Annotated in this window: 20 protein-coding genes; 13 read left to right on the forward strand and 7 right to left on the reverse strand. The window is 72.0% G+C overall.

Annotation, left to right across the window (positions count from 1 at the left end; all coding sequences use genetic code 11):
• The first annotated feature begins 29 nt into the window (after positions 1-29).
• The 5 genes from KCQ71_RS15480 (at position 30) to KCQ71_RS15500 (ending at position 6,849) form a co-directional block, all read left to right on the forward strand.
• Complete coding sequence (locus tag KCQ71_RS15480; RefSeq protein WP_223407470.1) at positions 30-1,010, forward strand: carbohydrate kinase family protein; 981 nt, start codon at positions 30-32, stop codon at positions 1,008-1,010.
• A gap of 186 nt (positions 1,011-1,196) precedes the next feature.
• Positions 1,197-2,630 carry a sensor histidine kinase gene (locus tag KCQ71_RS15485; RefSeq protein ID WP_223407472.1) on the forward strand — a complete coding sequence of 478 codons (1,434 nt, stop codon included), beginning with the start codon at positions 1,197-1,199 and terminating at the stop codon, positions 2,628-2,630.
• Positions 2,627-3,340, forward strand: coding sequence for a response regulator (locus KCQ71_RS15490; RefSeq protein ID WP_223407473.1), 714 nt, complete (start codon positions 2,627-2,629; stop codon positions 3,338-3,340). Before KCQ71_RS15485 ends, KCQ71_RS15490 begins: the two co-directional genes overlap by 4 nt.
• Positions 3,341-3,463: 123 nt before the next feature.
• Positions 3,464-4,255 carry an ABC transporter ATP-binding protein gene (locus KCQ71_RS15495; protein ID WP_223407475.1) on the forward strand — a complete coding sequence of 264 codons (792 nt, stop codon included), beginning with the start codon at positions 3,464-3,466 and terminating at the stop codon, positions 4,253-4,255.
• Positions 4,255-6,849, forward strand: a complete 2,595-nt coding sequence (locus KCQ71_RS15500) for an ABC transporter permease (RefSeq protein ID WP_223407477.1) — start codon at positions 4,255-4,257, stop codon at positions 6,847-6,849. Before KCQ71_RS15495 ends, KCQ71_RS15500 begins: the two co-directional genes overlap by 1 nt.
• 65 nt (positions 6,850-6,914) lie before the next feature.
• Here KCQ71_RS15500 and KCQ71_RS15505 read toward each other — a convergent pair whose 3' ends face one another.
• The 4 genes from KCQ71_RS15505 to KCQ71_RS15520 are packed head-to-tail and all read right to left on the reverse strand — an operon-like array spanning position 6,915 to position 11,723.
• On the reverse strand, positions 6,915-7,307 hold the full coding sequence (locus tag KCQ71_RS15505) for a DoxX family protein (RefSeq protein ID WP_223407479.1): 393 nt from the start codon (positions 7,305-7,307) through the stop codon (positions 6,915-6,917).
• Positions 7,308-7,329: 22 nt separating this feature from the next.
• Positions 7,330-9,360, reverse strand: coding sequence for a DNA helicase RecQ (gene recQ / locus KCQ71_RS15510; protein ID WP_372454043.1), 2,031 nt, complete (start codon positions 9,358-9,360; stop codon positions 7,330-7,332).
• 42 nt (positions 9,361-9,402) lie between these two features.
• On the reverse strand, positions 9,403-11,118 hold the full coding sequence (locus KCQ71_RS15515; protein WP_223407481.1) for an MDR family MFS transporter: 1,716 nt from the start codon (positions 11,116-11,118) through the stop codon (positions 9,403-9,405).
• The gene (locus KCQ71_RS15520; protein ID WP_223407483.1) at positions 11,115-11,723 is read right to left on the reverse strand and encodes a TetR/AcrR family transcriptional regulator; all 609 of its coding nucleotides are present in this window, start codon (positions 11,721-11,723) and stop codon (positions 11,115-11,117) included. The genes KCQ71_RS15515 and KCQ71_RS15520 overlap by 4 nt, the downstream gene beginning before the upstream one ends.
• Before the next feature lie 100 nt (positions 11,724-11,823).
• Between KCQ71_RS15520 and KCQ71_RS15525 the strand changes: the two genes are divergently transcribed.
• Positions 11,824-15,342 carry an FtsK/SpoIIIE domain-containing protein gene (locus tag KCQ71_RS15525; protein ID WP_223407485.1) on the forward strand — a complete coding sequence of 1,173 codons (3,519 nt, stop codon included), beginning with the start codon at positions 11,824-11,826 and terminating at the stop codon, positions 15,340-15,342.
• Here KCQ71_RS15525 and KCQ71_RS15530 read toward each other — a convergent pair.
• Positions 15,339-15,779, reverse strand: coding sequence for a hypothetical protein (locus tag KCQ71_RS15530; RefSeq protein ID WP_223407487.1), 441 nt, complete (start codon positions 15,777-15,779; stop codon positions 15,339-15,341). The two genes, KCQ71_RS15525 and KCQ71_RS15530, sit on opposite strands and share 4 nt — an antisense overlap.
• Positions 15,780-16,057: 278 nt before the next feature.
• Between KCQ71_RS15530 and KCQ71_RS15535 the strand changes: the two genes are divergently transcribed.
• Positions 16,058-16,306, forward strand: coding sequence for a WhiB family transcriptional regulator (locus KCQ71_RS15535; RefSeq protein WP_154793131.1), 249 nt, complete (start codon positions 16,058-16,060; stop codon positions 16,304-16,306).
• A 58-nt stretch (positions 16,307-16,364) separates the two neighbouring features.
• On the opposite strand, the gene KCQ71_RS15540 is transcribed toward KCQ71_RS15535, so the two are convergent.
• The gene (locus tag KCQ71_RS15540) at positions 16,365-17,819 is read right to left on the reverse strand and encodes a sensor histidine kinase (protein ID WP_223407593.1); all 1,455 of its coding nucleotides are present in this window, start codon (positions 17,817-17,819) and stop codon (positions 16,365-16,367) included.
• Between the two features lie 158 nt (positions 17,820-17,977).
• Between KCQ71_RS15540 and KCQ71_RS15545 the strand changes: the two genes are divergently transcribed.
• The 6 genes from KCQ71_RS15545 to KCQ71_RS15570 all read left to right on the forward strand — a co-directional run bounded on the left by KCQ71_RS15545 (position 17,978) and on the right by KCQ71_RS15570 (position 24,406).
• Positions 17,978-18,478, forward strand: a complete 501-nt coding sequence (locus tag KCQ71_RS15545) for a DUF2505 domain-containing protein (RefSeq protein WP_223407489.1) — start codon at positions 17,978-17,980, stop codon at positions 18,476-18,478.
• Positions 18,479-18,747: 269 nt separating this feature from the next.
• Positions 18,748-20,079, forward strand: coding sequence for an ABC transporter substrate-binding protein (locus KCQ71_RS15550; RefSeq protein ID WP_223407491.1), 1,332 nt, complete (start codon positions 18,748-18,750; stop codon positions 20,077-20,079).
• 127 nt (positions 20,080-20,206) lie between these two features.
• Positions 20,207-21,214: a carbohydrate ABC transporter permease gene (locus KCQ71_RS15555; RefSeq protein ID WP_223407493.1), complete on the forward strand. Its 1,008-nt coding sequence runs from the start codon at positions 20,207-20,209 to the stop codon at positions 21,212-21,214.
• Positions 21,214-22,125: a carbohydrate ABC transporter permease gene (locus KCQ71_RS15560; protein WP_223407495.1), complete on the forward strand. Its 912-nt coding sequence runs from the start codon at positions 21,214-21,216 to the stop codon at positions 22,123-22,125. The genes KCQ71_RS15555 and KCQ71_RS15560 overlap by 1 nt, the downstream gene beginning before the upstream one ends.
• A gap of 66 nt (positions 22,126-22,191) precedes the next feature.
• On the forward strand, positions 22,192-23,205 hold the full coding sequence (locus KCQ71_RS15565; RefSeq protein ID WP_223407497.1) for a LacI family DNA-binding transcriptional regulator: 1,014 nt from the start codon (positions 22,192-22,194) through the stop codon (positions 23,203-23,205).
• A gap of 34 nt (positions 23,206-23,239) precedes the next feature.
• Entirely contained in the window at positions 23,240-24,406 is a 1,167-nt protein-coding gene (locus KCQ71_RS15570) for a DNA glycosylase AlkZ-like family protein (protein ID WP_223407499.1), read from the forward strand.
• Positions 24,407-24,424: 18 nt separating this feature from the next.
• Here KCQ71_RS15570 and KCQ71_RS15575 read toward each other — a convergent pair whose 3' ends face one another.
• Positions 24,425-24,796 (reverse strand): DUF4342 domain-containing protein, encoded by a 372-nt coding sequence (locus KCQ71_RS15575; RefSeq protein WP_223407501.1) that lies wholly within the window; start codon positions 24,794-24,796, stop codon positions 24,425-24,427.
• Positions 24,797-24,810 lie beyond the last annotated feature (14 nt).

Raw genomic sequence — 24,810 nt, forward strand, 5'->3', positions numbered from 1 at the left:
GCGCCGGTGCGGCGGGTACCGTTCGGCAGGTGAATATCGCCGTGACCGGTTCCATCGCCATGGACCACCTGATGACCTTCCCGGGCCGCTTCGCCGACTCCCTGCTCGCGGAGCAACTCGACCGGGTCTCGTTGTCCTTCCTGGTCGAGGAACTCGAGATCAAGCGCGGCGGGGTCGCCCCGAACATCTGCTTCGGGCTGGCCGCTCTCGGCCTGACGCCGTTGCTGGTGGGCTCGGTGGGCGCCGACTTCGACGACTACCGGGCCTGGCTGGACCGGCACGGCGTGGCCACCTGGCCGGTGCGGGTCTCCGAGACCGCCCATACCGCCCGATTCGTGTGCACCACGGATGCCGACAACGCCCAGATCGGGTCCTTCTACACCGGAGCGATGGCCGAGGCCCGGCAGATCGAGCTGAGGCCGATCGAGGCACGTGCGGGCCGGATCGACCTGGTCCTGGTCGGCCCGAACGACCCGGAAGCGATGGTTCGGCACACCGAGGAGTGCCGCACCCGTGGCTACCCGTTCCTGGCGGATCCCTCGCAACAGGTGGCCTGGATGGACGGGCCGACGATCCGCAGTCTGATCGACGGCGCCACGTACCTGTTCTCCAACGACTACGAGGACTCGGTGATCCAGCAGAAGACCGGCTGGACCCACGAGGAGATCCTCAGCCGGGTGCAGCACCGGGTGATCACCCGCGGCAAGGACGGCTCGAGCATCTACTCCGGGGGCGAGCGGACCGACGTGCCGATCGCCCGCGAGGAGGTCACCCTGGACCCGACCGGCATGGGGGACGCGTTCCGGGCCGGCTTCGTGGCTGGACTGTCCTGGGGCGTGAGCCTGGAACGCTGCGCCCAGATCGGCTCGCTCCTGGCGAGCTACGTGATCGCCGTGACAGGGACCCAGGAGTACCGGTTCGGCAACACCTTCCTCAAGCGGTTCACCGCCGCCTACGGCGACGAGGCGGCCGCGGAGGTCGCGCCACGGATGCGCGATCTGCGCCTCTGACGACCGCGTCACGACCTTCCGGCCACTTGGCTCACAGCTGCTCCAGCGAATCCGTCCGGACGCTTGCGCTGGAGCATTCACCCGTCCCCGACCACGGGACCGGAGTCGCCGTAATCCCGGGGGTGGACGCCACCTTCCGCCCCCGGTGGGACGCCCGATGCGACGACGGCTCCTAGGCTGGGTCCCATGAGTGCCCCTGCCCAGCCGCCGGTGGCGTGGACCGGCCGGGTCACGCCGAACGCGGTCGACGCCGTGTTCGCCGGCGTCGCGCTGCTGTTCGTGGGGCTCCCGTCCGTCGCATTCGCCGTGGCGATGGGGTACCCGGCCACCGGCGCTGCCGTCGGCGGGCTCGCCTCCCTCGTGATGCCGGTGGCCATCGGATGGCGGCGCAGTCACCCGGTGCACTCGTCGGTCGTGGTGTACGCGGCAGCCCTGGCGCACTTCCTGGCCGGAGCGCCGCTGATCTTCGCGGACTCGCTGATCTTCGTCGCGCTGTACTCGGTGACCGTCTACGGGCCGATGTGGGCCCGCAGAACCGCCCTCGGTTCGGCACTGCTCGGGTGTCTCATCCTGAGCGGGTACTACGCGGCCACGTCGGGCCAGGCGCCCGTGCACCTGCTGCTGGTGGCCGGGGCGGCGATGGCGTTCCTGTCCGCGCTCGTGATGATCACCTGGGCGATCGCCATGGTGCGCAAGGCCCGGGTGGACCAGGTCGAGTCACTCGCGGACCGGGCGGCTCGCCTCGAGATCGAGCGCGACCAGCAGGCCAAGATCGCGACGGCCGCCGAGCGGGCCCGGATCGCCCGGGAGATGCATGACATCGTGGCGCACTCGCTCTCGGTGGTCATCGCGCAGGCCGACGGCGGCCGGTACGCCGCGTCCGCGGACCCCGAGGCGGCCACCCGCGCGCTCACGACCATCTCCGAGACCGGTCGGGCCGCGCTGGCGGACATGCGCCGGATCCTCGGCGTGCTCCGCAGCGACGACCCACGTGATGGCGACCTGATCCCGCAGCCGGACGACTCGGACCTGGACACCCTCGCCGAGCACGTCCGGGACACCGGCCTGCAGGTCTCGGTGGTCCGGGTCGGCCAGGCCCGCGCGCTGCCGCCCGGTGCCGGCCTCACCGTCTACCGGATCGCCCAGGAAGCCCTGACGAACATCCTCAAGCACGCCGGCCCGGGCGCGCACGCCACGCTCCTGGTCCAGTGGACGCCCATCGGGCTGGTCCTCCAGATCGACGACGACGGCCGCGGCGCCGCCGCCACCACCGACGGCGCCGGCCACGGCCTCCTCGGCATGCGCGAGCGCACCGCGATGCTCGGTGGCACCCTCGCCACCGGCCCGCGCCCGGGCGGCGGGTACCGGGTCCGCGCCGAGATCCCGCTGCCCGGCGGGCGCGGGCCGCGGCTGGCGCCGAACCCGGCGACGGCGCCGCTCACCCCGATCACCGCGCCGCCTCCCGCTCCGGTGTCGGGCCGGGCGCCCGGCCCTCGGCCCACCACCACGTCCCCACCCGCGCCGGCTCCCGATCCCGGGCCGGGCGGCGCCGCACCCACACCGCGCATCGGGCCACCGGCCCCATCCGGACCGAACCCACTGAAGGGCTCCACCGCATGACCCTCGAAGGCGCCTTCCCCGACGTTCCCACCGCGCCGATCCGCGTGGCCCTGGTGGACGATCAGCAACTCGTCCGGGCGGGGTTCGCCCTCGTGATCAACTCCCAGCCCGACCTGGAGGTCGTGCTCGAGGCCGGGGACGGCGCCCAGGCACTGCGGCTGCTCACCTCCCACGAGGTGGACGTGGTGCTCATGGATGTGCGAATGCCGATGATGGACGGCCTCGCCGCCACGGCCGCCCTCACCGACCCCGACACCCACCGGCAGGGCACCATCCCGAAGATCGTCATCCTCACCACGTTCGACCTCGACGAGTACGTCCTGCGTGCCATCAAGGCCGGCGCGAGCGGGTTCCTGCTCAAGGACACGCCCCCGGAGGAGATGCTCGCCGCGATCCGCACCGTGCACCAGGGGGACGCAGTGATCGCACCCTCCAGCACCCGGCGGCTCATCGAGCACCTCGCGGCCGTCCTGCCGGACGAGCAGAAGACGCCCGCCGCCGTCCTCGACGCCCTCACCGACCGCGAGCGCGAGGTGCTGATCCTGATGGCTCGGGGCCGCACGAACACCGAGATCGCCGGCGACCTCTTCGTGGCCGAGGCCACGGTCAAGACGCACGTCGGCCGCGTGCTCGCGAAGCTCGGCGTCCGGGACCGTGTCCAGGCCGTGGTGACCGCCTACGAGACCGGACTGGTCAGCCCGGGCACCTGACGCCGTCGGGCATCGACCGGCCCCACCGACGGGCCGACCCGCCCAGCGAAGAGTCCACCCACGGGATGATCCACGAACCCGACCGGGGCGCGACGCGGGCCGGGGCAGCCGGACCATAGGTTCATGAGTATGACCTCCCCAGTGCCTTCCGGCCCGCCCCGCAGCGAGTCCACCAGCGCGGTGCGCGCCGTCGACCTCACCAAGATCTACGGCGAGGGCGAGGTGGCCGTGACCGCCCTCGACCACGTGGACGTCTCCTTCGAACGTGGTGTGTTCACCGCGATCATGGGCCCGAGCGGCTCCGGCAAGTCCACCCTGATGCACCTGCTCGCAGGCTTGGACACCGCCACCTCCGGTCAGGTGATCCTCGGTGACGCGGACATCACCACGCTCACCGACAAGCAGCTGACGATCCTGCGCCGTGAGCGCGTCGGGTTCGTGTTCCAGTCCTTCAACCTGCTGCCGATGTTCACCGCGGAGCAGAACATCGCGCTGCCCTCCGAACTGGCCAACACCGCCGTCGATCCCACGTGGCTCGACCTGCTCGTGGACACCTTCGGGTTGCGGGACCGGCTCAGCCACAAGCCGCACCAGCTCTCCGGTGGCCAGCAGCAGCGCGTCGCGATCGCGCGTGCGCTGAGCACCCGCCCGCACGTGATCTTCGCCGACGAGCCCACCGGAAACCTCGACTCCCGCTCCGGCGCGGAGGTGCTCTCGTTCCTGCGCCGCTCCGTGCGCGAGTTGAACCAGACCATCGTCATGGTCACCCATGACCCGGCCGCCGCCGCCTATGCCGACCGCGTCGTGATGCTCGCCGACGGCCGCATCGCCGGCACGATCGACGACCCCACCCCCGAGTCGGTCCTGGCCGGGCTCGACGCGCTGCGCGGTCTCGAGACCCAGGCGGCTCGCTGATGCTGCGCCTGACCCTGGCGCAGATGCGCACGTCCGCAGGCCGGCTGGCCGCCGCCGGCATCGCCATCCTGCTCGGCACCGCCTTCGTGGCGGTGACCCTGCTCGCCTCGGCCACGCTGGAGCAGACCACCTACAACGCGGTCACCGCGCAGCTGGCGGACGCGGACCTCGTGGTCGACGACCCGACGTACAACCTCGACGCCGACGCTCTGGACCGGATCCGGGAGACCGACGGCGTCGCCGCGGCCGACCCGTTGTACTCCTTCGGGGCCGAGCTCGGCGCCGGCGGACGCACCGAGCGGGTGAACATCGGCGGCGCGGCCAGTGACCCGCGGCTGTCCCCCGCGGTCTACACCACCGGGTCGGCACCGGCCGCGGCCGGGGAGGTCTCGCTCGGCGTGGACATCGCCGAGCGGCTCGACGTCCAGCCCGGCGACGAGATCGAGGCGACCTGGGAATCATGGTCCCCTGATCCGGACGATCCCGAGAACGGCACCTGGGCGCCGCACGCCGAGTCCCTTCGGATCAGCGGTCTGATCGAGGAGAACAGCGGCCTCGCCTACGGCTCACCGAACGCCTACGTGCCCGCCGACGAGCTCACCCGCTGGCAGATCGAGGCCGACGAGTACGCCTCGACGTGGTCCTCGATCCTGATCGCCATCGACGACGGCGCGGACACCGAGGCCACCCTCGACGCGGTGGCGGCGCAGTTGGCCGGGAACGGCACGGCCGAGGTACTCACCGTCACCGAACAGGCCGAGCGCAAGGCGGCGGAGATCACGGGCAACGACATGACGTTCGTGGTGCTCCCGCTCGGCTTCGCGGCCGTCGCGCTCGCCGTCGCCGCGCTGGTCATCGCCAACACGTTCCAGGTGCTGGTCGCCCAGCGCACCCGCAGCCTGGCCCTGCTGCGTTGCGTCGGCGCCACCAAGGAGCAGGTCCGCTCGACCGTGCTCATCGAGGCGCTCGTGGTCGGCCTGGTCTCCTCGATCGCGGGACTGGTGCTCGGCACGGTGCTGATGGCCGTCGGGCTCACCGTGGTGGCGGGGCTGAACCTGGACGTCCCGCTCGACCGGACCCTGCACGTGAACGCCGTCAGCGTGATCGTGCCCGTTCTCGTCGGCACCGTGGTGACGGTGCTGGCGGCACTGGTCCCGGCCCGGATCGCCACCCGGGTGGCGCCGCTCGCGGCGCTGCGCCCCGTGGAGGGCGAGCACGCCCGCGGCGCCGGACGGGTCAGGATGGCCTTCGCCCTGGTGCTGGTGGTCGCCGGCGTCGGTCTGCTCGCGCTCGCGGTCGCCATCGCCGGCGGGCTCGGTGGCATCGACGCGGAGAGCGGGCTGCTCATCGCGCTCGGCATCGGGGTGCTCGGCGGGCTGAGCGCCGTGCTCGGCCTGCTCATCGGCACCGTGTTCGTGGTCCCGGCGCTGATCCGGCTCGCGGGCCGGGTCCTGTCCCGCTGGGTGCCCGGGCGCATCGCCACCGCGAACGCGGTCCGTAACCCCCGCCGCACCGGTGCGACCGCCAGCGCCCTGTTCATCGGGGTGGCCCTGGTCACCATGATGTCCACCGGCGCGGCCGCCGCGAAGGACAGCCTCGGAGACGCACTCGCCACCCAGTACCCCGTGGACGTGACCGTCTCACTCGGTGCTTCCGATGTCGCCCTGGACCGCGCCCAGATCAATGTCGTCGCCGAGACCGACGGCGTGGCCGAATCCGCCCTTCTGAGCCTGGCCACGGTCACCCTCGGGGTGCACGGTTCCCAGGAGCAGGCGGTCGCGCAGTCCGTCGAACTCGAGGACCTGAGCCCGGTGCTCCGCGACCCGGCGGTGGCAGCCGGCCTGACCGATGCCACCATCGTGATGCCGCAGATCTACGCCGACTGGTACGACCTCGTCGACGGCGACCCGGTGACGGTGACGGCGGAGGACGGTTCCGAGGTGGAGCGCACCGCAGTGGTCACCGAGCTGGGCGGGACCGATCCGATGGTCACGCCCGCGACATTCGCCGAGCTCGGTCTGACGCCCGTCGAGAACGCGATGGCCGTGCGCCTCGCCGACGACGTCGATGCCGTCGCCACGGTCCGGGAGATCCAGACCGTGCTCACCGACCTGTCCGCCACGACCGACGCGCCGACCGTGTCCGTGGCCGGGGCAGCCGTGGAACGCGCCGCCTTCACCTCCGTGGTGGACACCCTCCTCGCGGTGGTGCTCGGGATGCTCGCCGTCTCGGTGGTGATCGCGCTCGTCGGGGTCGCGAACACGCTCTCCCTGTCGGTTCTGGAACGACGGCGGGAGTCGGCTCTGCTGCGCGCGATGGGCCTGACCAGGGGGCAGCTGCGCGGCATGATGGCCGTCGAAGGGGTCATGATCGCCGGTGCGGGCGCCGCCCTCGGGATCATCGCGGGGCTCGGCTTCGGCTGGGCCGGGACCGCCGTGATGCTGTCCTCGGTGGGCGAGGTGACCCTGGCCGTGCCGTGGCGCGACCTCGGGATGGTGGTCGTGATCGCCCTGGTGGCCGGGTTGCTCGCGTCGGTGGTGCCGGCCCGCACCGCGGCGCGGACACCGCCGGTCGCGGCGCTCGCGATGGACTGAGTTCCGCCCGCAAGACTCTGCCCGGCACTGGATCTGGAGGGGGTCCGGTGCCGGGCAGGACCGGTTCAGCGGGGGTCGGTCGCGGCCCGCAGGGCCAGGATCACCAGTGGCACCTGCACCGGGAGCCGTGCCCACGCGATCGCTCGCGCCCGGGCGCTCCGGCCCCGCATGAGCCGCACCGTGCGGATATTCGCGGGAAACACCGCCACCAGGAACGCCGCCGATGCCAGCCCACCCACCCCGCGCGTGTCCCGGTTCCACACGGCGCCGGCCAGGACCAGCTCGATCACACCGGAACCGATCGTCCAGGCGCGGGCGGGCCCGGGCAGGATCCGGGGCACGATGGCATCGAAGGTCCGCGGTCGGAGCAGGTGGGCCACGCCGGTGACGGCGAACATCATCGACGTCAGTGCGGCCGGGCCAGGAGCGCGCACGCGGGACGCGTCGGCGGTTGCCATGGTCGCCCAGCCTACGTCGGCCTCACCCGCCGGCGACCACTCCGAGGACGGCCGGTCCGTAGCGAGCCAACTTCGCCTCCCCCACCCCGGAGATCCCGCTCAATGCCGCCTCGTCGGCCGGACGGGCCTGCGCGATCCCGGCGAGGGTGGCGTCGTTGAAGACGACGTACGCAGGCACACCCTGCTCCTTGGCCACCTCCGCCCGCCAGGTGCGCAGCCGTTGGAAGAGCTCCTGACCGGAGTCGTCGAGATCGAGGACGGCACCCTTCGTCGCTGCCGACCTCGCCGACCGGGGCGCCCGGGTGCGCTCGGGTTCGATGCGCAGCATCACCTCGCGGCGCCCGCCGAGCACGTCGGCGGCGGCGTCGGTGAGCGCGAGCACCCCGTACTCCCCCTGCACCTGCAGCAACCCCTGCGCGAGGAGCTGGCGCACCACGCCCCGCCACTCGGTGTCCCCCAACTCGGTGCCGATGCCGAACGTGCTCAGATCGGTGTGCCGGAACTTGACCATCCGCTCGGTCTCGCGGCCGAGCAGGATGTCGACGACGTGCCCGGCCCCGAACTGCTGACCCCGTTCGCGCTGCAGCCGCAGGATCGTGGACATCACCTTCTGCGCCGGCACGGTGCCGTCGAAGGACTTCGGCGGGGACAGGCAGGTGTCGCAGTTGCCACAGGCCTCGCCGGCCTCACCGAAGTAGGCGAGCAGCTGCTGGCGTCGGCACTGCACCGTCTCGCAGAGCGCGAGCATGGCGTCCAGGTGCAGCGACTGGGCACGCTTACGCTGCGCGTCCCCCTCGCCGTCGGCGATCATCCGGCGCTGCTGCACCACATCCTGCAGGCCGTAAGCGAGCCACGCCGTCGAGGGCAGCCCGTCCCGGCCGGCCCGGCCGGTCTCCTGGTAGTAGCCCTCGACGCTCTTGGGCAGGTCGAGGTGCGCCACGAACCGCACGTCCGGCTTGTCGATGCCCATGCCGAACGCGATCGTGGCGACCATGATGACGCCCTCCTCGCGCAGGAACCGGGACTGGTTCGCGGCCCGCTGCGGCGCCGGAAGGCCCGCGTGGTACGGCAGGGCGGTGTGTCCCTGGCCGACCAGCCACTCGGCGGTGCGCTCCACGGAGGCACGGCTCAGGCAGTAGACGATGCCCGCCTCGGCCGGGTACTCCTCGATGAGTCGCAGGAGCTGGGGGCGGGCCTGGGCCTTCGGCGTGATCCGGTAGGCGATGTTCGGCCGGTCGAAGCTGGACACGAACACCCGGGCCTCGCCGAGGTCCAGGTTCGCCACGATCTCGGCGCGAGTGGCCTCGGTCGCGGTCGCGGTGAGCGCGATCCGCGGCACATCCGGCCAGCGCTCATGCAGCATCGACAGGGCGAGGTAGTCCGGCCTGAAGTCGTGGCCCCACTGCGCCACGCAGTGCGCCTCGTCGATCGCGAACAGGGCGACGTGGGCGCGGTCCAGCAGCCCGGCTGCCGCCGACAGCCGTTCCGGGGCCAGGTAGAGCAGGTCGAGCTCCCCGGCGAGCAGCCGATCCTCGGTGTCGCGTCGCTCGGCGGCCGACTGGGTCGAGTTCAGGAACGCGGCGCGCACCCCCACCTGCTCAAGGGCGTCGACCTGGTCATGCATGAGCGCGATCAGCGGGCTGATCACCACGCCGGTGCCCTCCCGGACCAGGGCCGGGATCTGGTAGCACAGGCTCTTGCCGCCGCCGGTCGGCATCAGAACGAGTGCGTCCCCGCCGGCGACCACGGTGTCGATGATCTCGGCCTGTTCCCCGCGGAAGGAGTCGTAACCCCAGACGGCGGTGAGCGCCTCGAGCGGCGAACTCGCCGACGGCGGGGCCGGCCGGGCGGGCCGTGCCGGTCCGGCCGGCGCTGCCTGGGCGGGGCGAGCGGCCCGGTCGCGCACGGCCGAGCGCGCCGCGGGGGCGCCGGCCGGAGCCTCGGGCACGTCCCACTCGCTCAGGTAGTCCGGTGGCGGCTCGTCCCAGTCCTGCGGGGGCGCGCCCCACTGGTCCTCGACCGGCGACACATCGCCCCTGCTCTCCTCAGCCACCCGGCCAGCCTAAGCGCCGGGACCGACGGTCCAGCCCAGGGGTCAGCGCCTGCTCCCCGCGGAGGTGCCTTCGATGGCGCGCGGGTCCGGTTCGGCCAGTGGGTCCAGGTCCGCCCGGGCGACGTCATCGACGGCCGGCACGCCCGGAACCCGTGCCCGAGCGCCGGCCGCGAGGTCCGCAGGCACCGGGGAGTCGGCGGGCACCACGGACTCGACCGGGGCCTCCCGCACGATCCGCGTCGCGAGCGGCTTCTCGTCGATGAAGCAGAGCAGGATCGCCGCCAGCACCGCGAGCGGTGCGATGACCAGGTAGGTCGGTGTCAGCGCGTCGTTGTAGGCCTCCACGATCGGGATCCGGAGGGCGTCGTCGAGGTGCTTGACCACGTCCGGGGTGAGGGCGCTCGTGCCGCCCTCCAGCGACGCCTCGGCCCCCGGCAGCCGCTCGCTCAGCAGACTCAGCAGGCGAGCCGTGAAGACGCTGCCCACCACGGCCGACCCGAGCGTGCCGCCGATCTGCCGGAAGAAGTTGTTCGCGGCAGTGGCGGTACCGACCTGCGTCACGGGGAAGGAGTTCTGGACCACCAGCACCAGGATCTGCATGGTCCCGCCCAGCCCCACCCCGAGGACCCCGAGGTAGACGCACGCCAGCCAGATCGGCGATCCGACCGACAGGGTGGACAGGGCCACCAGCGCGGCCGCGATCAGCACCGACCCGACGATCGGCATCCACTTGTAGCGCCCGGTCCGGCTCACGTACCAGCCCCCCGCGGTGGAGGTCACCAGCATCGACCCCATCATCGGCACCATGAGCAGCCCGGACGCGGTGGCGTCCTGCCCAGCGACCATCTGCAGATAGGTGGGCATGTAGCCCAGCACGCCGAACATCCCGATGCCGATGAACAGCCCGGCGACCGTGGTCAGATTGAAGTTGCGGTCCGCGAACAGGTGCAGCGGGATGATCGGCTCCCGGGTGCGGCCCTCGACGAACACGAACAGCGCCGCCGCGACCAGGGTGCCTGCGATCAGGCCCAGGATGATCGGTGAGTTCCAGGCGTAGTGGGACCCGCCCCAGGTGCCGAGCAGCACGAGGCAGGTGGTGCCGACGGCGATCAGGCCCATCCCGGCGAGGTCCAGGTGCGGCCGCCCGCGCTGGCTCCGCGGCAGCGGCATCAGGAAGATCGCCGCCGCCAACGCCGCCAGGCCGAGTGGGATGTTCATCCAGAACGCCCACCGCCAGCCCGGACCCTCCGTGAGCCAGCCGCCGAGAAGCGGCCCGGCCACCGAGGAGAACGCGAACACGCCACCCATGATCCCCATGTACTTGCCACGTTCCCGTGGCGGGACCACGTCGGCGATGATCGCCTGGGACAGGATGATCAACCCGCCGCCGCCGAGGCCCTGGATGGTGCGCCCCACGATCAGTCCGGTCATGTTCAGGGTGAGCGCACTCACCACCGACCCCACCATGAACAGCACGATCGCGCCGACCAACAGCGGCTTGCGACCGATGAGGTCGCCGAGCTTGCCGTAGACCGGCATCATCACTGTCGACGCCAGGATGTAGGCGGTGATCACCCACACCATCAGATGGGCGCCCTGCAGCTCGCCGACCAGCGTCGGAAGTGCCGTCGCCAGGATGGTCTGGTTCAGGGACGCGAGCAGCATGGACAGGATCAGCCCGGCGAACAGCAGTGCCAGGGCCCGCCGGTCGAGCAGGGTTCCGGACGACCCACCGGGAGCGGTGGGGGCGGTTGTCATGACTTCTGTACTACCTCTCGGAGCAGGTCGACGGCGTCATCGAGGATGCCGTCGACGTCATCGCGAAGGATGAAGGTCGGGTCGTTCGTGGCGGCGAACGTCAGTGCGGCGGAGGCCATCGAGATCAGCATCCGCACGTGCGGTTCGTCGGGTTCGTGGCCGATCACCAGCGCGATCCGGTCGGTGACGATCTCCGTCACGATCGCCTCGGTCTCCCGGAACGACTCGGTGCGGTGCCGCACCAGCTCGGGGTGCCGATCGAAGATATCCCGGCGTCGGGTACGGCTGAGGGCGCTGCCGGACGCCGTCCTCGCGACCGCGAGGAGCAGTCGCGTGGTCCGCTTCAGCAACTGCCCGTCCTGGGGTGCGTCGAGGAACGCCTGCCTGGTGGCCGGGTCGAGATGGGGACGCCGAAGGCCGACGACGGCATGTTCCTTCGTCGGGAAGTAGTTGAAGAACGTTCGCGTCGAGACGTTCGCGCGGGCGGCGATCGCATCCACGGTCACGGCGCCGAGGCCGTCCTCGAGGACCATCGCCGCCGCCGTCTCGTGCAACGTCCCCCAGGTCTCGGCGCGTTTGCGCTCCCTGAGCGATGTTTCCTGCACTCGTGCATTTTTGCATGACTGCAAAAATCTGACAAGGTCCCCGCCGGCTTCATCCACAGGCCGAGCACACGCCCGACGGCGGAGGGCGAGCATCGTAGGCATGCCCACAGATACGCCCACCGGGCGCGCGGGACCCGTTCCGGTCACGACCCGGTTCCACCTGGCCGTGGTGGACGGACCGGACCTGGGTTGGGTGGCGCCGCTCGGCGTCGAGCCGGTCCTGGTCGGCCGTGGCCCGAGGGCCTCGCTCGTGCTGGAGGACCCGTCGCTCTCCCGTGAGCACGTCCTGGTCAGCGCACGGGGCGGGCGCCTGCGTGCCCGGGACCTGGGCTCGGCGAACGGCACCGCCGTGGTGCGTTCGCGCGGAGGTCCGCCCGCCCCGGGCGGACGGGTGCGCCGGTTGCGGACCCGGTGGCGTGCCCTGCGCGAGGGTGACCTGATCCGGGCCGGCGCGAGTGTCATCGAGGTTCGGCGTCACCCCTCGCTGCGGGACCGGCCCGGGCCGGCGCAGCCGTCGGGCGTGGGCGACGGTCTCCTCGGGCGGCTGATGTTCCCGCTGATCATGTGCGTGACCTCCGTACCGCTGCTGCTCTCGGGCTCGGGTGCGTGGCGGCTCATCCTGGCGATCGCGCTCCCGCTGGTGCTGCTCGGTTCCGTCCTGTGGCCGCTGAGGGCACAACGACGACGACGACGCAGCGACCGGGGCCGGCCGGAGGTACCCGCCGCCGAACCGGAGCCCGATCCCGGCCCGGACGACCCGGCCGGGCTCCTGATGGGCGCCGGCGCACCGGCGCACGCCGCCCCCGAACGGGCCGTTGACCACGTGCCCCGGTGGGAGATCGGTAACGCGAGCCAGCCCACCCGGCGGCGCGGACCGCCGTCGACCGCTCGCGCGCGACGCGATCACGAACGGGACCGATACCAGCCCTGGGTGGCCGGCACCCTTGCCCTGGTCGGGGACGACGAGGACGTGGCTGCGCTCGCTCGCTGGTTGGTCTGCCGGCTCGCGGCGCGGCACCCGCCGACGCGGCTGCGACTGGACCTGCCGGCCACGTGGGCCTGGGCTGCGACGTTCCCGCACCGCGCTCCCGGCGGCGAGCCCGAACGGCTCACCATCCAGGTGGCCGAACGACCCGACGCGCCACCGGGCGCCGATGGCGTGCGCATCGTGCTGGCCCGGGACCTGACCGAGGTGCCGCCCTGGTGCGAGCGAACCATCGAGGTCCGCCCCGGCCATGACCGTCGGGTCGGCGAGCGCTGGGCGGCCAGGGTGTGCGCCGCCATCGCCGCGGCCAACCACCAAGCCGAGGTGCTCGCCGCAATGGTCCCGATCGGTGAGGTGGTCGGCCCGGGCGACGTCGCCGGGATCGTCCGCGGCTGGGCCGGTGACTCCGGGCTGTCGGCCGTGATCGGCGTCGGCCCTGCCGGTCCGCTCCGGCTCGACCTCGGCGTGGACGGGCCGCACGCCCTCGTCGCCGGCACGACGGGGTCGGGCAAGTCCGAGCTGCTGCTGTCGTGGCTGCTCGGCCTGGCGCACGCCCGCTCCCCCGCGGACCTGGCAGTGGTGCTCATCGACTACAAGGGCGGCGCGACGTTCGGACCGGTCGCGGACCTGCCGCACGCCGCCGGGGTGCTCACCGACCTGGACGCCGCGGACACCGCCCGGGCCCTGGCCAGCCTGCGCGCGGAACTGCGCCGCCGCGAACGACTGCTGGCCGCGTCCGGCACGTCGACCCTCGCCGAACACCGGGCCCGCGTCCCGCCCGAGGAACGTCCGCCGGCCCTGGTCGTGATGGTCGATGAGTTCCGGGCGATGGCCGCCGAACACCCGGACTTCCTCGACGCGCTCGTGCGGCTGGCCGCTCAGGGCCGCTCGCTCGGCATCCACCTGGTGCTCGCCACCCAGCGGCCGGCCGGCGCGGTGACACCGGACATGCGCGCCAACCTCACCGTGCGGATCTGCCTGCGGGTACTCGAGGACGCCGACTCGATCGACCTCGTCGGTGACGCCTCGGCCGCCCGGCTCCCGCCGGTCCCGGGGCGCGCGGTGGTCCTGGCCGGCGAGCGGACGATCGTGCAGGTGCCCTGGACCGGCCCACCGGACGCCGGCGCGGTCCGTGCCCTGGTGGGCCGGATCGTGGCGGCCGCGGCCGACCTCGAGGCACGCGAGCCGTGGCGGACCCGGCGCCCACGCCCGTGGGCCGAGCCGTTGCCCGACCGCATCGACGTCGCCGAACTCGCCGTCGACGGGTTCAGCGTCGACGAGCTCGGCGCCGCGGGCGCGGAGCCCGACGGCGCACCGGACGCCGGGCGGGTGCGGCCCACTCCCGCGGCGCTGCCGTTCCTGCGTACCGACCTGCCCGACGAGCAGACCCTCGGCACCTGGTCCTGGCCGCCCGGGTCCACCCTGCTCGTCAGCGGTCCGGCCGGATCCGGCCGGACCACCGCGCTGCGCACGCTGGCCGAGGTGGCGCACCGGGCCGGCCTCGCGACGCATGTGATCGCCGAGGACCTGGCCGCGATCGTCCCCCGGATCAGCGGTACCTCGCCCGGGACCGACGCCCCCACCCACGGCACCTGGTGCCGACCCGAGGACTCCCGCCGTGCGCGGCGGCTCATCGAGCTGCTCACCGGGGGCACCGTCGCTCCGGCGGTGCTGCTCGTCGACGACGTCGACGTCCTCTGCCGCGCACTCGACGAGGCCGGCGGCATCGGCACCGGCGTGGACCTGATGACCGCCCTGCTCCGCCGGGCCCGCAGGGCCGGGGTCGGGGTGGTGTTCACCTGTGCCGGTGCGCCAACCCGCTGGGCGCCGCTCGTCGCCGACCGGTTGGTGCTACGACCGCAGGACGTCGGCGACGCCCTGCTCGCCGGGGTTCCGAGGGATCTCGTGGGCACCGGCTGGCCGGCGGGTCGGGGCGTGCTGATCACGTCCGGCGCGACCCGGGTGGCCCAGGTCGCGCTGGCCGTGGCCGCCCCGGACACCTACCGCGCCCCGGCCCAGGCTCCCGTTCACCTGGTCGCACTGCCCGCCACGGTCCCACTGACCGACCTGGGCGGGCCTCACGCCGTACGGGTGGGACTCGTGCTCGGCGTGGGCGGGGATGATGCCGCGCCGATCGTGCGTGACCTGCCGGACGGCGGCACCTGGCTCGTCGCCGGACCGGCCGGCTCCGGGCGCACCGGTGCGCTCCGGATGCTGGGCGGGCAACTGCGGGCCGGCGGCCGTGTGGTCATCGACGGGCCCGACGGGCTCGACGCCCTCCGGGGCCCTGCCGCCCTTGGTACGGCCCGAACCTCGGGCGCCCGCGGCCCGGTCCTGCTCCTCGATGACGCCGACCGGCTCCCGGTTGCAGCCCTCACCGCGGTCGCCGAGGCGAGCGAGCGCATGGACCTCGCGCTGGTCGCAGCCGCTCGCCCGGAGGCGCTCCTCGGCCTCTACCACGAGGTCGGGGCGCGGCTGCGGGAGGCGCCACTGATGGTTGTCCTCGGGCCCGTCGGACCGGCCGCACACCTGACCGGGGTTGATCTGCGCCGGCACGCCGACGTCGATCCCGGACCGGGCCGCGGGGTGCTGGTCGACGGCGGCCGGCTCACCCCGATCCAGCTTGCGAGCTAGGCGATCGCGTCCGGTCGGCCGGCGCCCGAGGTCGCCGCGAGCGAGACCGGCAGGAGCAACGCCACGATCACCACCACGGCCACCACCATCGGCACGGTGGCAGCCCACCAGGCCACGGTGGAGAACGAGGAGGCCCCCGCCGCGAACTGGAGCAACTGCCAGGTGATCACCGGGCCCCGGCCCCAGCGCTTGCCGTTCCACAGCGCCCGGACGGCCAGGAACAGCAGGCCGGCGATCAGCACCAGGAACACCAGCACCCCGGCCGCGAAGGAGACGAACGTGGCGTCATCCGAGAGCGCGAGGACCAGCGAGACGACACCGATCACGGCGAGCGCCACGGCCTCGAGGAGCGCCACGGCGAGGCCGATCCGGAGCGGCAACGGCCGCTCGCCGGGACTCGTCGCGTCCGATTCCGGGGGCGTGGAGGTCGCAGACACGGCCACCACTCTACGGCGCGCCGAACCACCCGGGCCGAGCCCCGCCGTCGGGCGTGGAGCACCTGGCGAGCACACGACGAGCATTCCGTTCAAGGTGTCCAGCCTGTGAACAATGTCTCACGGCAACCAAGTTGAAACTTTGTCGTAACCCCTTGTGCACGTTCAAATACCATGTGAAAGTTGTTCCCAGAGATTCACGCGAGTAGCGGAACTCCCCCCACCCAACTCGGTCTGAAAAATGGCCACGCACTCGCACGCGCCCACGCTAGGAGAACGCAATGGATTGGCGTCACAACGCGTCCTGTCTGACCGAAGACCCCGAGCTCTTCTTCCCGATCGGGAACACCGGCCCCGCGCTCGTCCAGATTGAGGAGGCGAAGGCGGTGTGCCGTCGCTGCCCCGTCGTGGACACGTGCCTGAAGTGGGCGATCGAGTCCGGTCAGGACGCCGGCGTCTGGGGCGGAATGTCCGAGGACGAGCGCCGTGCGCTGAAGCGCCGGACCGCCCGCGCCCGTCGCGCCGGCTGACTCGAAGCCTGTTCTCGAACGGCCGGATCGCCCATGGCGGTCCGGCCGTTCGCGTGTCTCAGTAGTCGCGCAACTCGCCGACGCGGGCCTCGAGGACGACCTCGGTGCCACCGCTGGGGACCGGCTGCCAGGAGATGGTCCCGTCGAGCTCGGTGGCAACGAGCGTACGCACGATCTGGGTACCGAGGCCCTTCATCTGCGGGTCCTCGCCCATGCCGACGCCGTCGTCGATGACGCTGACGCGGAGCATCGGGCCATCCCGTCGGGAGTTGATCGTCACGGTGCCGCCGGTGGTCGCCAGCCCGTGCTCGACGGCGTTCGTCACCAGCTCGGTGAGCACGACCGCCAGGGCGGTCGCGTCGGTCGCCGGCACGCGACCGAAAGCCCCCTCGCGCACCGTCTTCACGTGCGCCTCGCCCGCGGCGACGTCGGCCACCAGGCGCAGGGTGCGTCCGAAGACCTCGTCGAAGTCGACCACCTCGTCGATGGTCTGCGACAACGCCTCGTGCACGGTCGCGATGGTCGCGACCCGACGCATCGCCTCGTTCAGCGCGGACTTCGCCTCGTCCGAGTCGGTTCGACGCGCCTGCAACCGGAGCAGCGCGGCCACCGTCTGCAGGTTGTTCTTCACGCGGTGGTGGATCTCGCGGATCGTGGCGTCCTTGGTGAGGAGTTCGCGCTCGCGGCGGCGCAGTTCGGACACGTCGCGCACGAGCAGGACCGCCCCGACGCGCTGGCCGTACTCCGTGACCGGCACGGCTCGCAGGGACAGGCTGACCCCGCGTGCCTCGACATCGGTCCGCCACGCCGCCCGGCCCATCACCACGAGCGGGAGCGACTCGTCGACCGGCGAGTGGTCCTCGAGCAGGGGGGTGATCACCTCCGCCAGGGACTGCCCGACGACCTCGTCGCTGACACCGAGCCGGTGGAACGCGCTGAGCGCGTTCGGGCTCGCGTACAGGACCTCACCCTCGCTGTTCAGCCGGACCAGGCCGTCACCCACCCGGGGAGCGCCGCGCCGCGGGCCGGTGGCCGCGTTCGCCAGCGGGAACTCACCGCGCGCGATCATTCCGCAGAGCTCGTCCGCGGACTCCACGTAGTTGAGCTCGAGCCGGCTCGGCGTGCGGCTCGCACCGAGGTGTGTCTCACGGGCGACGACCGCAAGGATGCGACCGGCCCGCACCACCGGGATGGCCTCCTCGCGGATGGCGAACGACCCGTTCCAGCGGGCCTCGCGCGCGCGGTTGATCTCCTTGGTCTCGAGGGCCTGCAGCAGCGCCGTCCGGAGCCCGGCAGGGGCGCGCCGGCCGACGACGTCGTCGTGGTGGACGGTAGCCCCGGTCGAGGGACGCGCGTGTGCGACCGCCACCAGGTCACCGTCGGTGGTGGGTAGCCAGAGCACCAGGTCGGCGAAGGACAGGTCGGAGATCACCTGCCAGTCCCCCACCAGCAGATGCAGCCACTCGGCGTCCTGGCTGCTCAGGTCGCTGTGGTTCTCGATCAGGTCACCCATCGTGGACACGCTCGTAGCCTACGCACCGCGGGACCGACGGCGAGCCACGGCGAGCGGGGGCCGATCGGTGCGGCAGGGGTGACCGGGGTGTGCCGCGAGCGGCGCCTCGCTACGCTCACAGATGGGCCGGCCGGCCCGACCGCCCAGCGAGGAGAGCCATGCGCTTCGATGCCGCCATCGACTACCACGCGGACACCACGCGCGTAGCTCAGATGTTCGCCGATCCCGAGTTCGTGCGACGCAAGGTCGAGGCGACCGGTGCGACGTCGACCGCCATCGAGGTCACGCCGGGCGATGACGGCGGCTTCACCGTGCTGACCCGGCGCGCGATGCCGACCGACAAGATCCCGACGGCGCTGCGCTCCTTCGTCGGCGCCTCGATCGACGTCCGGTTCGTCGAGGTCTGGCAAGGGGCCGAGGCCGACGGGCGGCGTAGCGGGACCTTCACGCTGGACGTGTCCGGCGCGCCGGCCGGAGCCACCGGCACCACCGAGCTCGAACCCACCGGCGAGGCCAGTTCCCGGGTCCGCTACGACGGTGACGCGAAGGTCAACGTGCCGTTCCTCGGCGCACCGGTGGAGCGGGCCGTCGTGGAGGCGGTACAGAACGTGCTCGACGCCGAGCGCCGGGCCGCGCAGGAGTGGCTGACCGAGCGCTGAGGCACTCGGGGCACAGCCCCGATCGCACGTCCGGGCCGACCCTCTTGATTGCGGTTCGGTCACGGGACTTGACGCGGCGGCCGCACGTGTTCCACTATCAGTGCAATCCCTGAGAGCGCTCTCAGGGCACGGTCGCCCGATCGTGAGAGCGCTCTTACCCGTTCCGGACAAAGCTGCCCGGAACACCTCCACAAACCCTCGACCGCCGGAACCGACCCGGCACCCCAACCAGGTTGCGGCACCAGCCGCACCACGACGAAGGAGTCATCGTGCGACGTAGGACACGAGCACTGGTAGCAACGGCCGGCCTGTGTGGCCTGGCCCTGACAGCCGCCTGCGGCGGCGGCGACGCCGGCAGTGGCGAGACCGGTTCGACCACAGACGGCGGCTCCGGCGACGGTGAGCAGATCACCCTCATGGTCGCCACGTTCAACGATTTCGGCTACACCGAGGAGCTCCTCGCCCAGTACAGCGAAGAGCACCCGAACATCGTGGTCGAGCACGTGCTGGCCGCCCGTGCCGAGGACGCCCGGGCCAACCTGACCACGAACCTCGCCTCCGGCGGCGAGGGCCTGAGCGACATCGAAGCCATCGAGGTCGACTGGCTGGCCGAGCTGTTGCAGTACCCCGACTACTTCACCGATCTCTCCGACCCGGCCGTCGAGGGTCGTTGGCTGGAGAGCAAGGTCGCCGCGGCCACCACCGAGGACGGCCGACTGCTCGGCTACGGCACCGACGTCGGGCCGCAGGCGATCTGCTACCGCTCCGACCTGTTCGCCGCGGCCGGCCTGCCCACCGACCGGGCCGAGGTCGCCGAGCTGCTCGGCGGCGCCGATGCCACCTGGGACGACTACTTCGAGGTCGGTCGCCAGTTCGTCGGCGCCTCCGACTCGGCCTGGTACGACTCGGCCGTCTCGATCTACCAGGGCATGATCAACCAGGTCGAGTTCGCCTATGAGGAGGGCGACGGCACGCCCGTCGGACTGACCAACCCGGAGGTGCGCGAGGCCTACGACGCCGTGCTGACCGCATCCACCGACGACGGTCTGTCCGCGGGCTTCGAGCAGTGGCAGGAGGACTGGACCGCCGGGTTCCAGAACAACGCGTTCGCGACCATGCTCTGCCCCGCGTGGATGCAGGGCCCGATCGCGGGCAACGCGGCCGAGGTCGAGGGCTGGGACATCGCCGACGTCTTCCCCGGTGGCGGCGGCAACTGGGGTGGCTCCTACCTGACCGTGCCGGCCGGCGGTGAGCACGTCGAGGAGGCCCAGGCCCTCGCCGAGTGGCTCACGTCGCCCGAGATCCAGGTCCAGGCCTTCGGCAACGCCGGGACGTTCCCGAGCCAGGTGGACGCCTATGAGAACCCGGACCTGACCGGGGCCACGAACGAGTTCTTCAATGACGCCCCGGTCGGTGAGATCTTCGCCAGCCGCTCCCTCGCCGTCGACGAGCTCGGGTTCCTGCCCTACAAGGGCCCGAACTACTTCGCCATCCACCAGACCGTGCAGGACGCCATCCTTCGCGTGGATGTGACCGGTGAGCAGAACGCCGAGGACTCCTGGGCCGCCGCCGAGCAGGCGGTCGCCGACCTCGGCCTCTAGCCCATCGCCCACCGGTCGGGGGGGGGGCCCCCCCCCCCCCCCCCCCCCCCCCCGGGGGGGCCGCAGGAGCGGCAACACCCCCCCCCCGCCGCCGGGGCCCCCGCCCCCTGAGGCCGCGGCCCGCCGGATGGGGTTCCGGCAGCGGATGGGCCGCTGGGACGTCAAGGTCTCGCCGTACCTGTACATCTCCCCGTTCTTCATCCTGTTCGCGGTGGTGGGGGCCTTCCCGCTGCTGTACACCGCGTTCGTCTCGGTGCACGAGTGGAACCTGCTCGGCGGTCAGGGCGAGTTCGTCGGGCTGACCAACTACCGGGACGTGTTCGCCCAGCCGACCTTCCTCAAGGCCATCGGCAACACGTTCAGCATCTTCGCGCTGTCCTCGGTCCCGCAGGTGATCGCCGCACTCGCCCTGGCCGCGGTGCTGAACGCGAACCTGCGCGCGAAGACCTTCTGGCGGATGGGGGTGCTGCTGCCGTTCATCGTCGCGCCCGTCGCCGTCGGGCTCATCTTCGGCCGGCTGTTCGCCGACGACTCCGGCCTCGTGAACGCCCTGCTCACCCAGATCGGTATGGAGCCGCTCGGGTGGCACTCGGACCGGCTGACCAGCCACATCGCGATCGCCACGATGGTGAACTTCCGCTGGACCGGCTACAACACCCTGATCTTCCTGGCCGCCATGCAGGCCGTTCCCCAGGAGCTGTACGAGGCTGCGATCATCGATGGCGCGGGCCGGCTGCGCCAGTTCTTCTCGGTCACGGTGCCGCAGCTGCGGCCGACGATCATCTTCGTCATCATCACGGCCACCATCGGCGGGCTGCAGATCTTCGACGAGCCGCGCCTGTTCGACGACCAGGGTCTCGGCGGCCCGTCCCGGAACTGGATGACCGTGGCCATGTACATGTACGACGTCGGCTGGGGCAACCAGAAGAACTTCGGCCGTGCCGCCGCGATCGCGTGGCTGCTGTTCCTGCTCATCATCGTGGTGGCCCTGGTCAACTTCCTCGTCTCGCGCCGGATCGCCACCAGCGACTCCCCGCGGGGCGCCGCCCGGCTGCTCGCGCGCGGCTCCGGCGACGCCGGCCGCACTCCCACCGCGGGCGCCACGGGGCCCACCACCTCCTCGAAGGAGACCTGATGTCCTCGATCCCCGTCATCGCGCAGAGCGCCGGGCCGGGAGCCGCGCGCTGGGCGGCCCGGCGACGCGGGCGCGCGACCGGTGGCGCGAACCGCCGGCCGGGCTGGGTCACATACGCGATCCTCGCCGTGGTCCTGCTGATCGCGGTGTACCCGCTCTACTACACGCTCCAGCTCGCATCCTCGGACGCCGTATCGATCGCGCGCAACCCGATCCCGGGCCTGGCGCCCGAGGGGAACCTGTTCGCGAACATCGCCGAGGTGCTCGGGGGCCGCGTCCCGTTCGGCAAAGCGTTCGTGAACTCGATGATCATCTCGGTCAGCGCCGCGGTCTCGGTCGTAGCGTTCTCGACCTTGGCCGGCTTCTCGTTCGCGAAACTGCGCTACCGGGGCCGCGGGCCGCTCCTGGTGTTCGTGATCGCGACCATGGCCGTGCCCACCCAGCTCGGCATCGTGCCGATGTTCATCCTGTTCACCGAGCTCGGCTGGGCGAACAACCTGATCGGCGTCATCGTGCCGGCGATGGTCTCGGCGTTCGGAGTGTTCTGGATGACCCAGTACCTGGACCAGGCACTCCCCTACGAGCTCATCGAGGCCGCCCGGGTGGACGGCGCGTCGATGATCCGGACGTTCTGGCACGTGGCCCTGCCCGCCGCCAGGCCCGCCGCCGCGATGCTCGCTCTGTTCACGTTCGTGCAGCACTGGGTCGCGTTCTTCTGGCCGTTCATCATCCTCACCTCGAACAATCCGACCCTGCCGATGGCGGTCCAGCTGTTGCAGGCGAACTACTTCACCGACTACTCCCTCGTGATGGCCGGGGTGCTGGTCACCACGTTCCCCCTGCTGATCCTGTTCGTGGTCGCGGGACGGCAGCTCGTCAGCGGCATCATGGCCGGCGCGGTCAAGGGCTGACCCGTGCGGGCGCCCGGGACGGATAGTTTGAGCACCAGCACTCACGGCGAAGGGCGGGCCAGCACGATGTCACGACGAACCGGCGTTCCGACGCTCGAGGATGTCGCGCGCGCGGCCGGTGTCTCGCGGGCCACGGCCTCGCGGGTCGTCAACGGGGACGAGCGGGTCCAGGACGCCACCCGCGAAGCGGTACTGGCGGCGATCCGCGAGCTCGGCTACAGCCCGAACCTGGCCGCCCGATCGCTGGTCACCCGACGGACGGACACGATCGCCGTCGTGGTGCCGGAATCCGACGAACGGGTCTTCAACGACCCGTTCTTCGCGGGGACCCTGCGCGGCGTGACGAAGGCGCTGGCGCTGACCGAGCTGCAGATGGTCCTGCTGATCGGCAGCCCCGGCGACGGCGATGGCCGCCTGGACCGGTACATCCGCGGCCGGCACACCGACGGCGCGATCATCGTCTCGCACCACGCGAACGACAACCTGTGGCGGTCCGTGGCCGAGGTCAGCCTGCCCACGGTGTTCCTGGGCCGCCCGTTCGCCGAGCACCCCGGCCTGACGTTCGTGGACGTGGACAACGTCGCGGCCGCTGCGCTCGCCACCGGCTACCTGGTCGATTCCGGCCGGAAGAGGATCGGCACCGTGGCAGGTCCCGCGGACATGAGCGCGGGCGCGGACCGGCTCCAGGGCTGGCACAACGTGCTCACCGAGCACGGCCTGCCGGCCGACGCCGTCGAACGCGGCGACTTCACCGTGGCGGGTGGGGGCGACGCGATGACCCGTCTGCTCGCCCGCCACCCCGACCTCGACGCCGTGTTCGTCGCCTCGGACCTGATGGCCAGCGGGGCCATGGACGCGATCCGCGCGAGTGGGCGCGCGATCCCCACGGACATCGCCGTGGTCGGCATGGACAACCTCGAACTGGCGACCCGCACCCAACCACCGCTGACCACCGTGGTGAACCCGGTCGACGAGATGGCCACCCAAGCGGTCGCCATGCTGCTCGCGCAACTCGAGGGCGGTCCCATCCTCGAGCCCGTGACCATGCCGACGGAGCTCGTGGTGCGCGAGTCCGCCTGAGTCGAGGGTCGGTGCCCAGGTCTAGCCTGGGTGGATGGATGCGCAGCGGCCCGCGGTCACCGTCTCGCGCGCCGGCGCACTGCGGTACCGCTGGCGCCGTCAAGGTCTGGCCCAGGCCGGGCCCGTCAGCGTCGCGGAGGCGCCCGCGCTCGACCTGGGCGTGCAGGACACCGGCCCGATGGGGTCCGCCTGGGCGTTGTGGTTGCGCGGCGTCGACCCGGCGACGGCGGAGACCGAGTTGGCGCTCGCGTGGACATTGCGCGGAGCCCCGCACGCCTACCGGCGGGCCGACCTGCCCGGGGTGATGCAGGCGGTCTCACCGTTCTCCGAGGCGGACGCCGCGAAGCGGGTGTTCGACGCGTCCAAGCCGTTGCGCCGGGCGGGGATCGACGTCCTCGACGCGCTCGACGTGGTCGCCGGGCATATGCGCGAGATAGTCACCGAGCCGACCGTCAAGGGTGAGATGTCCGCGCAACTGACGGCCAGCGTCGACGAGCCGTACCTACGTTACTGCCGGGTCTGCAAGGCCACGCACCTGTACGAGCAGCCGTTCCGGCTCAGCGCGCTGTACGCCGGGCTGGAGCTGGAACCGGGTACCTCGCCCCCGGTGCTGCGCCGGATCCCGGGCTGGCGCCGCCGGAGCCACGGCCCGGCCCGCGCCCCTCGAGGTCCAGGCGATGCACCCGAGCACCTGCAGGTCATCCGTGCCTACCTGCACCTGCTCGGCCCGGCCACGCAGAAGGAAGTGGCCGGCTACCTGGATGCCCCGGTCCGGGACGTGGTCGCGTCCTGGCCCACGGACGCCGTCGCCGTGGACGTGGCGGGTCGTCCGACGTGGCTGCTGGAGTCGGACGTGGCCGCCCTCGTCGAGGCCGAGAGGTCGGGAGGCGATGACGACGGAACCGGCGTGCGCCTGCTCGGTGCCTTCGACCCGTTGCTGCAGGCGAAGGACCGGGACCTGCTGGTGCCGAACGAGGCCGAGCGCAAGGACCTGTTCCGCGCCATCGGCAGACCCGGTGCGGTCGCCGCCGGGGGTGAGATCCTCGGCACCTGGCGCCCGCTCGCCAAGGGCGGGACCGTCAGCATCCGCTTCACATCCTGGCCGTCGGCCGGCCCAACCATGCGCCGCGTGGTCGAGGACCAGGGCGCGGAGCTCGCCCGGTGGCGCGGTCGGGAGTTCGGCGGCCTCGTCGACGAATAGGCGGCCCCAGTGCGGGTGCTACCGCGCGTCCTCGTCCGGCGCGGGGTCCACCCCGGGGAGCCCCGGAGCGTCCGGGCCGGCCGGAGCAGGGTCCGCCGGGTCCGGGGCGGCCTCCCCCTCCCGCTCAACCCCCAGGGTGACCTTCGTCAACAGGGCGGCGACCGCCCCGACCGCCACGAGCACGGGAGCGAACACGGCGGTCACGGCCGTGATCGCGACGCCCGCGGTGAGGGGGATCTCGAGGAGGGTCCGGCCGTCGCTGTTCTTGATGTAGAGCCGCCGCACATTGCCCTCGTGGACCAGGTCCTTGACCTTGTCGAGCAACTCCGAACCCGACACGCTGAACTCCTCGTACCAGGTCTTCTCACCATCGTTCTGCTTCTCGTCCATGCGTCCCATCCTCG

The organism is Occultella gossypii, from assembly GCF_019947135.1.
Taxonomy (GTDB): Bacteria; Actinomycetota; Actinomycetes; order Actinomycetales; family Beutenbergiaceae; genus Occultella; species Occultella gossypii.